This is a genomic window from Xanthomonas bonasiae, from assembly GCF_014836395.1.
Lineage (GTDB): Bacteria > Pseudomonadota > Gammaproteobacteria > Xanthomonadales > Xanthomonadaceae > Xanthomonas_A > Xanthomonas_A bonasiae.
This window is the reverse complement of the sequence record NZ_JACSQX010000010.1, coordinates 212,413-225,796: the sequence shown is the minus strand read 5'-3', so window position 1 is coordinate 225,796 and position 13,384 is coordinate 212,413. Positions and strand designations below refer to the sequence as shown.

Sequence of the window (13,384 nt, the reverse complement as noted above, 5' to 3'; positions counted from 1 at the left end):
GCGTTGCCGTCAGGTCAGGGATTGCTGGGCGAGCGCGGCGCGCCGGCCGGAGCGGCGTCCAGCGCACCGATCAGGGCGCGCACGATCGGCGTCCCCAGGCCGGCCGTGTAGTTGTACTTGCCCTTGAGCGGCACGTCGTTGTCGACGACGCCATTGTTGCCCGGGATATCGCGATGGAACGCCTGCGGGTAGTTGGCCGCCAGCCGGTACAGGTAATCGTTGAGATTGCCCTGGCGCCCCTGCTTCTCCACCAGCAGCGCGGCCACGCCTGCGAACTCCGGCGCGGCGACGCTGGTGCCGATCGTCGAATAGAACTCGCCCTTGTACACCGACAGCACCGAACTGGCGTACAGCCCCCTGCCTTCCCGGCACGGCTGTTTCGCGGTGTCGGGGCAACCGCCGACCAGCATGCCGATATCCGGCAGCGCGCGCATCGACGTGCGGGTGCCGCCCAGCGCGCGCAGCTGATAGGCCGGGCGCTGGAACAGGGTGCTCACCCCGCCGCCAGCGCCCCAGTAGCCACCGGCCAGCAGCGCGCCCACGCCGTAGTAGTCCTGGGTGAGCAGCGGATCGGCAAAGGCGCTCTCGGAGCGGTAGCTGGAATCCGCCGATCCCTTCTGGTAGTTGGTGGACAGATTGCCGCCGCCGACCGCGGTCACATACGCGTCGGCCGCGGGATGCTCGACGCCGGCGACGAAGTTGCCGTTCTTGCCCTCGACCGCATAGTGCGTATCGGCACAGGCGACGCCGGCGTTGTCGCCGCTGGAGGCAATGAAGGTGATGCCTTGCGCGTTGCCCTGCTTGAAGATCGCATCCAGCGTGCGGAAACTCGACGTAACGTCCTTCCCGTTGTTGTACGCCTTGGTGTAGTACAGCTCGCAGGCGCCGAACGAAGAACTGACCACGTCCGCCTCGTTGTCCTGCACGATCTGCCGGTAGCCCGCGGCGAGCGATGCGTCGGTCAGGTCGGGAATCACGTACAGCAGCATATGCGCGCCCGGTGCGCCGGCCAGCGCCATCTGCACGTCCAGCGCCGCTTCGCCTCCGGCCCCGCCCTCCTCGTTGATCCCCGGCTTGGCGCCGGCCACGTAACGGCGCGCGTACAGCTTCGGATTGACGTGACCGGCGCCATAGCGGCTGAATTTCTCTTCGTTGAACAGCGCGTCCACGTCCGAATCCAGCACGTCGCTGGAGATCAGGACCGCGATCGTGGTGCCGGTGCCGTCGAGGCGGCGCTGCTGGCCCGGCGGGCCGATCATGCTCTGGTAGGACGGATAGCCGTAGGCCTGCTTGAGATCGTTGTACGCGTAGACGCCGAGGCGGCCATTGCGATTGGCCGGATCGACCTGCCGCAGCCGCTGCGAATGGACGTGGTGCAGCGGCAGGCCGCCGGTCAGGCCGGTGACCACGGCGCCGCTGTCGCGCAGCGCGGCCGGCAGTTGCAGGGTGCCGGCGGCGGCGAGCCTGGCATGCCCGCCTTCGGGCAGATCCACCGCCAGCGGTGCGGAGAACAGGCGCTCGACGTTGTCGGCGCTGGCGCTCACGTGCAGGCTCGCGCCCTGCTGGGTGACCGTCATGTGCGCGGCCTGCAGGGCCGCGCGCACCCGGTCGACCTGCGCAGGCAACGGCGCGAAGCGGCGCTCGAACTCGGCGCGCGACAGCCAATGGTGGTACTGCGGCGACACCGGATCCTGGATGTTCGCCAGCAAGGCGTCCAGGCCGGCCTGGTCGCGCAACGGCAGGTGCACGTCGAAGCTGACGGGCGCGCTGCGCAAGGTGGCGGACATCGCGGCGAGCGTGGCGTCCGTGGCGTCCTGCGCGGCATGGGCACTGCCGAACACGAGCGCGCACCCGGACAACGCGGCGGCCAGCAGCGGCTGGCGGCGAATACGATCGATCATGCATCTCTCTCCGTGGATGGAACGATAAGGCGTCGCCCGCAAACAGGTGCAGGCGGCGTCGCGTGGGAACGAAACACCCGCATACGCGCAGCGGCCACCGCGCGCCAACAGCCACTCGCGATCGACTACGGCATCTGGACGGCCACCACGGCCGCACGCAGGTGCGGTGAAGGCTCCCCAGCGAATGCGCGCCGCATTCGCGTGTGCAACGGGCCTGCTGGCGGCGATGCCGTCCAGCCATCCGATACCTGTTTCGGAACTGTCACGCGCGAAGACCAAACGAGGAGGTGGCCGCAATCATTGATGAAGCCACGCGTCGAAACTTTGACGGCGCACCGCATTTGCGATCCTGGAAAGAAATGCATCGGCAATGTTTCATCGGCAGCATCGAAGCGCCTGTATGCCTTCGAAAAAAATGTGCGGGCGATGCGTGTTTTTCGTCGGAAAACGGAGGCGCACGCACGGCGACTCGCGAACGATCACGCTTGCTGTTTTGCGTCCGTTTAGTTTCATGGCAGCGACGCCGGACCACAGCAGACGACCTGGCAAATGTGTCGCCTGTGTCGGCATTGCATGACAACCGCAACACGCATGACGCGGTTCTGAAATCTCGCTGTCGCATCTTCGCCGGACCTCCTTAGCGAATCCCCCACGCATGCCTACCCATCACTTGCTGAGCGCCGCGATCCTCGCCACGTTGCTGTCGCCACTGGCGGCGCACGCGGCAGATGCGCCGGCCGACAGCGCGGCGACCGACGCCCGCCAACTCGATACGGTCTCGGTGATCGGCCAGGGCGAGACCCGCCAGGTGCAGCGCATCGCCCGCCAGGACGTGGCGGTGCTGCCGCCGGGCACCAGCATCCAGAAGCTGCTCAACCGCATTCCCGGCGTCAACGTGCAATCCAACGATGCGTTCGGCGCCAACGAGGAATCGCAGACGGTGAGCCTGCGCGGCTTCAACGGCACGCGCCTGGGCTATACGCTCGACGGCCTGCCGCTGGGCGACAACGCCTACGGCAACTACAACGGCTTGAACATCAGCCGCGCGCTGATCGCCGAGAACTTCGGCGGCGTGGAACTGGCCTCGGGCATCGGCAGCCTGGGCACCGCGTCCACCAGCAACCTCGGCGGCACCGTGCAGTACTTCTCGGACGATCCGTCCACCGAAACCGGCGTGCGCCTGTCGCAGACGGTCGGCTCGGACCAGAACCGCCGCACCTACCTGCGCCTGGACACCGGCGAGCACAACGGCTTCTCGGCGTACCTGTCCGGCGTCTACGCCAGCGCCGACATGTGGGCCGACCCGAAATCGCCGACCAGCACCGCGCAGTTCAACGGCAAGGGCGTGTACCAGTTCGAAAGCGGCAAGATCACCGCCTTCGTCGATACCTCGCGCACCTCGCAGGCCGACTACGCCTACCTGTCCAAGAGCGGCCTGCACCGCGGCCTGGGCTGGGACTGGAACCTGTACGCGCCGGACTGGCAGCGCGCGCTGGCCGCGGCCTACTGCGCGCCGGCCACCCGCGACGCCAGCCGCTGCGCCTACAGCGGCGGCGTGGACAACATCGACGACGCGTACTACCAGAGCCGCGCGCTGCGCAACGACGACCTGTATTACCTGGCCGGCGATTTCCAGCCGTCCGACACCGTGAGCGTGCACACCCAGGTCTACCACCACGAGAACGAAGGCCAGGGCCATTGGTGGTCGCCGGGCCAGGCGTCGAATCCGGGCACGCCGCAGGCGCTGCCGATCTCGATCCGCAGCACCAACTACACCATCAACCGCACCGGCGGCATCGCCTCGCTGGGCTGGGACCTGGGCCCGCACCACCTGGAAGCCGGCGTGTGGTACGAGCGCAACAAGCACCACGTGGAGCGCAACTTCTACTGGATCGACGGCCCGATCGACGACGACCTGTTCCTCAGCGGCCCGGACCGCCGGCTGTTCTCGCAGGACTACACGATCACCACCAAGCAGGCCTATGTGCAGGGCACCTTCAAGCTGCTCGACGAGCGCCTGACCCTGGACGTGGGCGCGAAGAGCCCGCACACCACGATGACCGCGCGCGAAACGCCGGGGATCGCGGTGGAATCGCCGGTGGCCAACGGCACCCTCAAGGCCAGCGAAGCGCTGCTGCCGCAGGTGGGCGTGAGCTATCGCCTGGCCGAAGGCCAGGAAGTGTTCGCGTCCTATGCCGAGAACATCGCCGCGTTCCAGGGCGGCGGCGCCGGCGGCCCGCTGCTGGTGACCCAGGCCTCGTTCGACGCCAGCGTCGGCGCGCTGGAACCGGAGAAGTCCAAGACCTTCGAGGCCGGCTACCGCCTGGTGCGCGACCAGTTCGAGGCCTCGCTGGTCGGCTACGACGTGACCTTCGACAACCGCCTGCTCTCGCTCAATCCCTGCCCGAGCATCCAGCAGGGCACCACGCCGGCGTGCACCACGCGCTTCTTCAACGTCGGCTCGGTCAGCAGCCGCGGCGGCGAGCTGACCTTCATCTGGAAGCCGACCGCGCACCTGCAGTGGTACAACTCGGCCTCGATCAACCGTTCCACCTACGACGACAACTACGTGCAGAACGGCGTGACCATCCCCACCGCCGGCAAGTACACGGTGGATACGCCCAAGCGCATGGTCACCAGCGAGATCAGCTGGAACTACAACGGCTGGAACGCGAACCTGCGCGGCAAGTACACCGGCCAGCGCTACTACACCTACACCAACGACCAGGGCTTCGGCGGCTACACCGCATTCGACGCCGGCACCGGCTACGACTTCGGCGCGGTGTCGTTCCTGCAGGACCTGAAGCTGTCGCTCAACGTGACCAACCTCACCGACAAGCGCTATGCCTCCAACCTCACCGCCTTCAGCAACAGCGATCCGAACGGGCGTTCGCTGGCGTTCCATGCCAGCGCGCCGCGGCAGGTGTTCCTGACCCTGGACGCGCGCTTCTGAACGCGCGCATCCTGCCCCCACCTGGCCGCCGAGCGCATGCGATGATGAAACCCATGGTCTGGATGCTGGGATGTTCGATGGCGCTGTCGTCGCTGACTGCCGCGGCCGAAACGGTCGCGGTTGCGGGTACGCACAAGCCGCTGGTGATCGGTCACCGCGGCGCCAGCGCGCTGCGCCCCGAGCACACGCTGGCGTCGTATGCGAAGGCCATCACCGACGGCGCCGACTTCATCGAGCCGGACCTGGTGTCGACCAAGGATGGCGCACTGGTGGCGCGCCACGAGAACGAGATCGGCGCCACCACCGACGTCGCCGCGCATCCGGAGTTCGCCGCGCGCAAGACGGCCAAGCAGATCGACGGCCAGCGCGTGGAGGGCTGGTTCACCGAAGACTTCACCCTGGCCGAGCTGAAGACGCTGCGCGCGCGCGAGCGCCTGCCGCAACTGCGCGGCACCGCCTTCGACGGGCAGTTCCAGTTGCTCACCTTCGACGAGATCATCGATTTCGCCGCGGCCGAATCGGCCGCGCGCGGACGCCCGATCGGGCTGATCCCGGAAATCAAGCACGGCACCTATTTCCAGTCGCTGGGCCTGGCGATGGAGGACAAGGTGCTGGCCACGCTGGACGCGCATGCGTACACGCGCAGCGCGCCGGTGATCGTGCAGTCGTTCGAGATCGGCAACCTGCAGTCCCTGCACCGCAAGCTCGGCAAGGACCATCCGAACGTGCGCCTGGTGCAGTTGCTGGGCGATCCGAAGGAACGCCCCGGCGACCAGCTGCGCGATGGCCCGACCTATGCGCAGATGGGCAGCGCGCAGGGCCTGCGCGAAATTGCCAGGTATGCACAACTGGTCAGCCCCAACCTGCGCACCATCATCCCGGTCGATGCCGACGGCGCGCTGGCCGCGCCTACCGCCTTCGTCGCCGATGCGCATGCGGCTGGGCTGCAGGTGGTGCCGTACACGTTCCGTCCGGAGAACTATTTCCTGCCCAAGCACCTGCAGGATGCGCGCGGTCCGGCCGCGGTGAATGCCGCCGGCAGCATCGCCGAGATGCGCGCGTTCATTGCCGCGGGCGTGGATGCCTTCTTCACCGACGACCCGGCGCTGGGCCGCGAGGCGGTGGATGGGACGGCGGTGTCGCGCTAGCGCCGAGGGCACTTCCTCGGCGGCTGGCCCCTTGTAGGAGCGGCTTCAGCCGCGACGGGCTTTACCGGTAATGCCGGTCGCGACTGAAGTCGCCCCCACAAAAGAGCGGCGAACTTCCCCCTTGTAGGAGCGGCTTCAGCCGCGACCGGATCCTACTGGTGAAGCCCGGTCGCGGCTGAAGCCGCTCCTACAGGGAGCACCCGCGGTCCGCCTGCATGCCGCGCTGGCCGCGACGCCGCCGCATCGCGATAATGCGCCGCTTCGCCTCACCCGCAGCGCAGCCGCCCATGCATCCCCCCTCCCCGCCATCGCCCGCGTTCGCCGCATTGACCCCGCGCGCCCTGCTGCTGGCGGTGCTGGCGATGGGCGCCGTCGTGCTGCTGTCGAACGTGCTGGTGCAGTTCCCGATCAACGACTGGCTGACCTGGGGCGCCTTCAGCTATCCAGTGGCGTTCCTGGTCAGCAACCTGATCAATCGCCGCTTCGGCCCGCGCGCGGCGCGGCGCGTGGCCTGGTGCGGCTTCGCGCTGGCGGTGCTGCTGTCGATCTGGATCGCCACCCCGCGCATCGCCGCCGCCTCGTGCCTGGCGTTCATCGCCGCGCAGCTGCTGGACATCGCCGTGTTCGACCGCCTGCGCCGCGGCCGCTGGTGGCGCGCGCCGATCGTCGCCACCACCTGCAGCGCGACGCTGGACACGACGATCTTCTGGTCGGTCGCCTTCGCCGGCTCGGCGCTGCCGTGGGTCAGCTGGGCCGCCGGCGACCTGGCGGTGAAGCTGGGCATCGGCGTGTTCCTGCTGGCGCCGTTCCGCGCGCTGCTGTGGCGGACGGCGCCGCCGGCCGCCGCCGATGCATCGGCCACACGCGCGCCGCGGCGTTAGGGCGAACCGCGATCCGCTTGGCCGCCGCCATGGAAACAGCCCCCTACATTTGCGCAACGTCCCGGCCTGGCGACGCGCAGACACGCAGACACGCAAGCGCCAATGCACCGACCCGGCGACACTCGCCACGCCAGGCCGACGTCGGCAACATCGTCGCCGAGCCGGTGCGACGGATCGAACAAGGCTGCCACATGCGGTCGCGCACGTAACTCGGATCCAAAACACGCCTCGAATGCTTCCCCGCGACGCATCGACGGCGCCGCGACTCGGACGCGCATCGGCCACCTCAAAAACGAAAGGAAGCGAAGACAGATGACATCGAACTACAGCCGCATGCTCCGCGATCCACTGCTTCTTCCGCTATTGCTCGCCTCGCTGTTGAATGCGCTTTGCGCAGACGTTCTTTGGCAAAAATTTGCGGCCGCATGCGACCTCGGTCCCGGCTGGCCGGAATTGCTGCAAGGACTCTCCGGCTTTCTTTTGCTTGTGCTCATGCTCATCAGGGCGCTCTGGCTCAAAAAGCGAATCAACCCCGGATGACGGGCACGCCCCATGTTCGCCACAGGGGCCTGCCATCCACGTCCGGGCAGGCCGGGTCGGATCCGGCGGACCGTCGGCTGGCCCGTCACGCTATCGGCCGCTGCGCCCCGGCTCGAATGCCAGTCCCTTGGCCTGCGCCGCGGCGGCGATCGCCGCGCGCGCGTGCTCGATCGCGGGGGTAATTGCGGTCAGCCGTGGGCGCCGGTCCAGCGTACAGGCCAAGCCGGCATTGACCAGCGTCGCGTGCGCCTCGTGCAACGCGACGGCGGTCGGCGCATCGCACCATGCGCTGGCCGCCAATGCGTCGATCAGCGCCGGCGTAGCGCGCGGCACGGTCAGCTCGGGATGTTGCGCGGCGCCGAGCAGCACCCCGGCCTGCAGCAGGAATTCCAGATCGACCAGGCCGCCGGCGCCCTGCTTCAGGTCGAAGCGCGCCGCATCGCTGCGATCCAGTTCGGCGCGCATGCGTGCGCGCATCTTCAACACTTCCTCGCGGAGCTGCGCCGCGTCGCGCGAACGCGCCAGGGTCTGTTCTCGCACCTGCTCGAAGCGTTGCAGCAACACGGCGTCCCCGGCCACGCCACGCGCACGCACCAGCGCCTGGTGCTCCCAGGTCCAGGCGCGCTCGCGCTGGTACTCGGTATAGCTGGCCAGCGACGACACCAGCGCGCCCTTGCCGCCGTCCGGGCGCAGGCGCACGTCGATGTCGTACAGGCGGCCGCCGCCGGTGACCGCGCCGAGCAACGCGATCACCTTCTGCGCCAGGCGCGCGAACCAGCGCCCGCTCTCCAGCGGACGCGGTCCGCTGGAGGCCTCCGCGCCGGCGGCATGGTCGTACAGGAACACCAGGTCCAGGTCCGAGCCGATGCCCAGTTCGATGCCACCGAGGCTGCCGTAGCCGACGATCGCGAAACTGCCGCCGGGCACTTCGCCGTGGGCCGCGACCAGTTCGGCACGGGCCAGGCGCAGCACGGTCAGCACCACGCCTTCGGCCAGTTCCGCGAGCTGGCGGGCGCTGTGCACCGCCGGCTGGCGCCGGTCCAGCGCGGCCAGGGCGATGCGGAAACTCAGCGCCTGGCGCGCTTCGTTGAGGCCGCGCAGGGCGGCTTCCGGGTCGTCGCCGCCAGCGACGACCGCGCTGTCGCACAGCCGCTGCATCGCCGCCCGATCCGGCATCGGCCCGGCGACGCGGCTGTCGAGCAGTTCGTCGAGCAGCAACGGATACGCGACCAGCCGTTCGGACAGGAACGCACTGCGCGCGAGCACGTCGACCAGCCGCGCCAGCGCGCTGGGCTGTTCGTCGAGCAATGCGAGATAGCTGGCGCGGCGCAGGATCGCCTGCAGCAGGCCGAGCACGCGGTGCAGCGCGGCATCGGCCTGCGGCGAACGCGCCGCGGCGTGCAGCAACGCCGGCAGCACCCGGTCCAGCCGCGCGCGTGCCGCATCGGACAGCGTGCGCACGCCCAGCGACTGCACGAAGCCACGCAGCGCCTGGTCGGCGCCCTCGGCATCGGCGAAGCCGGCGGCGGCCAGCACCTGCGTGCCGGCTTCGTCCGGCAGGCCGCGCCAGTAACTGGCCAGCGCATCCGGCGCCACGGCCTGCACGCGCGGCGCCAGCAACTCGGCGAATTCGGCGGCGACGCGGTCGCGCTGCACCTGCAACGCGGCATACAGCTGCGTCCAGTCGGCGTAGCCGAGACCGAGCGCGATGCGCGCGCGGTCCAGCGCGTCTTCTGGCAGCGCATGGGTCTGCGCGTCGCGCAGCATCTGCAGGCGGTTCTCGACCTGGCGCAGGAAGCGGTACGCGTGGGCCAGCGCCGCGCCATCCGCGGCCGCGACCTGGCCGCCGGCGACCAGCGCCTGCAGCGCCGGCAACAGGCGGCGCTCGCGCAGCGCCGGCTCGCGGCCGCCGCGGATCAGCTGCAGCGACTGCACCAGGAATTCGATCTCGCGGATGCCGCCGGGACCGCGCTTGATGTCGTCGAGACGATCGTGCCGCGCGACTTCGGCGGTGATCGCCGCCTTCATCTCGCGCAGCCCGTCGAGCGCGGTGAAGTCGAGGTAGCGCCGGTATACGAACGGGCGCAATGTCTGCAGCCAGTCCTCGCCGGCGGCGATGTCGCCGGCCACCGCGCGCGCCTTCAGCCAGGCGTAGCGCTCCCAGTCGCGGCCCTCGCGCTGGAAGTAGTGGTCCATGCCGGCGAACGACAGCGCCACCCGCCCGGCAGTGCCGAACGGACGCAGGCGCAGGTCCACCCGGTGCGAGAAGCCGTCGGCGGTGGTCTCGTCCAGCAGCCGCGCCAGGCGCTGCCCGAGGCGCGCGAAATATTCCTCGGCGGCGAGCGCACGCGCGCCATCGGATTCGCCGCCCTGCGGATAGGCGTAGACCAGGTCCACGTCCGAGGAGAAGTTCAGTTCGCCGCCGCCGAGCTTGCCCAGGCCGAACACCACCAGCCGCTGCGCGCTGCCGTCGGCGGCGCGGACCACGCCGTGGCGCGTGGCGAATTCGCCTTCCAGCGCCTGCAGCGCGATGCCCAGGCAGGTCTCGGCCAACTGGGTGCTGCCGGCCAGGGTCGCATCGACGTCGTCCAGGCCCAGCACATCGCGCCACACCAGCCGCGCCGAGGCCGCCGCGCGATAGCGGCGCAGCTGCGCCGGCCACGCCGCCGGCTGCGCCGGATCCAGCTGCGGCACCGGCAACGGTGGCGGATCGGGCTGCGCCAGATGCTCGAGCAGGGTCGGTTGCCGGCACAGCGTATCGAGCAGGAACTCGCTGGTGAGCACCGCACGCTGCAGGTCGGCGTCGAAGCGCGGGCGATCGGGCCAGGGTCGCGCGCCAACGGCCTGGCGCAAGCGCGCCAGGTTGCGGTCGAGCACGGGTTGCACGGTGTCGGGGACAAGCGGGGAGGAGGCGGACATCCGTCGATTCTGGCATTCCGGCGCGTCGGCAGACAGAGGCCGCATGTCGCCCGGACGACGTTTGCGGCCAGGCCGCCGGCAGGAACGGCGTTGCGCTGTGCTGCCTGCGTTCAATCGCTGGGGTTGGCGCTGGCAGAACGGCCGCATGGCACCATGCGCTGTCCGAACTGCAGGCAAAAAAAAGCCCGCTTGCAGCGAACTGCCAGCGGGCTTTGCTCCCTCCCCCACGTCGGGATGCAGGTTGATCTTGGGCGCTTTATTCGCACATTGCACGCTGCACTGCAAAATGAAACCGGGCGGTACATTCTGCTGCGATGCAGTATGCGGCGACGCCCTGTCTTCACGGGGGGCGTTGCTACTGCGAACGCGCCGTGGGCGATCTGGCGATCGGTCGTAACTGAAGTCGGCAAAGGGGTTTGCGGCGAGACTGCTGGGTGCACTGCAGGAGGGGCTTCAGCCCCGACAGTGGCCTGGAGTTGGAAAGGTCCATCGCTTCGTTCGTCGCGACTGAAGTCGCTCCCACAGGGACGTGCCGTGACGTTACTAGGTGCACTGTGGAAGTGCTTCGGCCTGACAGAGGCTGGAGTCATGAAGGTCCATCGCTTCGTTCGTCGCGGCTGAAGCCGCTCCTACCGTCTCTCGTCGGCGATGCATCTGGCGACGCGATGACGACCACGCACGAAGAGGACCACGGCTTATGCCGGGTCAGGGCGCCGACGGCGTCGGGGCTGGCGCGGGCAGCGTGTCCGACAACCACGCCGGTTGCCGCTCGTACCATTCGCGCGCGCCGAGCAGATGCCATTGCCGCTGTTCGCCGCGCAGCGCCACGCCGACGCCGAGCACGCCCCAGCGCGCATACAGTTCGCCCTGGGTGCCGGCATCGCCGACGCGCAGCCGCGCACGCAGCGACAGGCGCTGGTTTTCCGCCTGCAAGCGATCCAGCCACAGCGCGTCCTTGCGCCAGCGCAGCTGGCCGCTCGCCTCCAGTTGCCCGGCGTCGACCAGCTTGAGCAGCCAGGCCGGCGCATCGCTGCGCTGCGCGAACACCGCCAGCACCGGCCCGGCATCGCGCATCTGGATCTGCACCTGCGCATCGGCCTGCGTGGCCGGCGTTGCGGCGATGCGTCCCTGCGGCACGCGCAGCGTGGCCCACCAGTCGCGCTGCTTGGCGCCGTCGCCGTAGCGCACGCCCTGCAGGCGCAGCGTGCTGCCGCTCAGGTCGAAGCGCTTGCCCTGCAGTTCCGCGCGCCGCAGCCGCGCATCGAGATCCAGGTCGCCCGCCAGCGCCAGTCCCGCCGCCTGCAGCCGCGCCTGGCGGCCGCGCACGCGCACATTGCCTTCGCCCACCTGCCCGGCCGCGTCCAGGTGCAGGTCGCCGCTGAGCGATCCGCTGCCGCCCAGCACGCGCACCTGCGCTGCCGGCAGGTAGCGGTTGTAGGCGCGCAGGTCGGGCACGCGCGCATCGTCGAAGCGCATGCGCGCCTGCAACGATTCCTTCAGCGTCGCCAGCGCGCCATCGCCCTCCAGGTCCAGGCGCAGGTTCTCGCCTTGCACGAAGATCGCCTTGGGTTCGGCCAGCGGCGCCAGCGCGAAGGTGCGCATGCGCACGTCGACCTGGGTGCGCGGCTGCGCGGCAGTGCCGACGATGCGTCCGACCGCCTGCGCCTGGCCGCGGATGCGCAGCCGCAGCACATCGGCCACGGCCTGCACGTCGGGCACGTCGAGGCGGCTGCCCGGCTGCAGCGCGCCATGCGCCAGGCGCAGATCGGCGGCCACGTCGCCGCCGCCGTCGAGCCGGAACCACGGCTTGCGCACCAGCAGGTCGCTGATCCAGTTCAGCGATTCGAAATGCCAGCGTCCCTGCACCGTGCCGGACACGCGCGGCAACAGCGACGCCGGCTCGGCGAACGGCACGCTACGCCCGGCGATGCGCACATCGGCATCGAGCATGCTGCGCGGATCGACCTGCCCGGGCAGGCGCGCGCGCAACCGGATGTCGCGATCGACATCGAGCAGCAGCGCCAGCACGCCGCGGTCGGTGGCGCCGACGCCGGCGTGCAGCGGCACCCGCCAGGTGAGCTTGCTGCCCGGCTGCAGTTCGCCGCGCCGCATGCGCAGGTTCGCATCCACATGGCCGAGCCCGGGTTCGGTGCTCAAGCGCGTGTGGGTCCCGGCGGTGTCGATCCGCAGCGCCACGCTGCGCCCGTGCAGCTGCAGCGCCAGGTCGGCGATGCCGAGCTTGCGCAGGCCCGGCGCCTGCGCCCGGTAGTGACGCGGGAACGAGAAGCGCGCGTCCAGATGCGCCTGGTCGGCGATCTGGCGCTTGCCGTAGCGCACGCTGGCGTCGTCGAACACGATCTGCGACGGGAACAGTTCCGACGGCCCGCCCTTGAGTTGTTTCAGGAACCCCACCGTGCCATGGCCCTTGCCTTCGATCGCCAGTTCGCCGATGCGTGCCCGGCGCAGCGTGCCGCTGTGGATCGCGTCGAAGCGTAGGGTCCAGCCCTGATCGCTTTGAGGCGGCGGCGGGATGGCATCGGCGACGCGGTCGATCTCGCCGATCACGTTCACCGCCTCCATCCATGGCAACCGCACCTCGCGGTGCAGCAGCGGCAACAGCGCGATGCGCGCGCTGGCGCGATCCGCGCGCAGGACCCAGACGCTGCGCTGCACATGCCCGCGCATGCGCACGTCCCATGCAGTGACGAAGCCCGGCAGCACGGTCAGCGCCGGGCCGGTCTGCATGCGGAATTTTTCCGGCTTGCGGTTGGTCGCCATGTCGAACAGCGGCGTGTTGAGGAACACGTTGCCCAGCAGCAGGTACAGCAGATAGGCGATCAGCAGCCCGCGCAGCAGCAGGCGCCACGGACGCGGCAAGCGCCGGTAGCGTTCGAGGGCGGCATTCGGCGAGAGGCGGGCGAAGGGCGGCACCGGGGCACTATCGCCGCGGCGCGGCGTGAGGCGCGTGAAAGCCGGACCGCGGCGCGCCATTGCACCATCGCCGCAAACCCACTCCGGGCGCGATCCGCGATAATCGGGGTC

At 69.6% G+C, this 13,384-nt stretch carries 7 protein-coding genes; 4 read left to right on the top strand and 3 right to left on the bottom strand.

All coding sequences use genetic code 11. The features are described from left to right. Positions 1-14: 14 nt before the first annotated feature. Positions 15-1,901, bottom strand: coding sequence for a S53 family peptidase (locus tag H9658_RS17330; RefSeq protein WP_191826290.1), 1,887 nt, complete (start codon positions 1,899-1,901; stop codon positions 15-17). Between the two features lie 655 nt (positions 1,902-2,556). Between H9658_RS17330 and H9658_RS17325 the strand changes: the two genes are divergently transcribed. The 4 genes from H9658_RS17325 (at position 2,557) to H9658_RS17310 (ending at position 7,423) form a co-directional block, all read left to right on the top strand. After that, on the top strand, positions 2,557-4,854 hold the full coding sequence (locus tag H9658_RS17325; RefSeq protein WP_191826289.1) for a TonB-dependent receptor: 2,298 nt from the start codon (positions 2,557-2,559) through the stop codon (positions 4,852-4,854). A 41-nt stretch (positions 4,855-4,895) separates the two neighbouring features. Then, positions 4,896-6,002: a glycerophosphodiester phosphodiesterase gene (locus H9658_RS17320; RefSeq protein WP_225210062.1), complete on the top strand. Its 1,107-nt coding sequence runs from the start codon at positions 4,896-4,898 to the stop codon at positions 6,000-6,002. 287 nt (positions 6,003-6,289) lie between these two features. Further along, positions 6,290-6,883, top strand: coding sequence for a queuosine precursor transporter (locus H9658_RS17315; protein WP_191826288.1), 594 nt, complete (start codon positions 6,290-6,292; stop codon positions 6,881-6,883). 312 nt (positions 6,884-7,195) lie between these two features. Beyond that, positions 7,196-7,423, top strand: coding sequence for a hypothetical protein (locus tag H9658_RS17310; RefSeq protein ID WP_191826287.1), 228 nt, complete (start codon positions 7,196-7,198; stop codon positions 7,421-7,423). Between the two features lie 90 nt (positions 7,424-7,513). On the opposite strand, the gene glnE is transcribed toward H9658_RS17310, so the two are convergent. Beyond that, positions 7,514-10,342: a bifunctional [glutamate--ammonia ligase]-adenylyl-L-tyrosine phosphorylase/[glutamate--ammonia-ligase] adenylyltransferase gene (gene glnE / locus H9658_RS17305; RefSeq protein WP_191826286.1), complete on the bottom strand. Its 2,829-nt coding sequence runs from the start codon at positions 10,340-10,342 to the stop codon at positions 7,514-7,516. Positions 10,343-11,047: 705 nt separating this feature from the next. Next, positions 11,048-13,333 carry a translocation/assembly module TamB domain-containing protein gene (locus H9658_RS17300; RefSeq protein ID WP_225210061.1) on the bottom strand — a complete coding sequence of 762 codons (2,286 nt, stop codon included), beginning with the start codon at positions 13,331-13,333 and terminating at the stop codon, positions 11,048-11,050. Between the last annotated feature and the right edge of the window lie 51 nt (positions 13,334-13,384).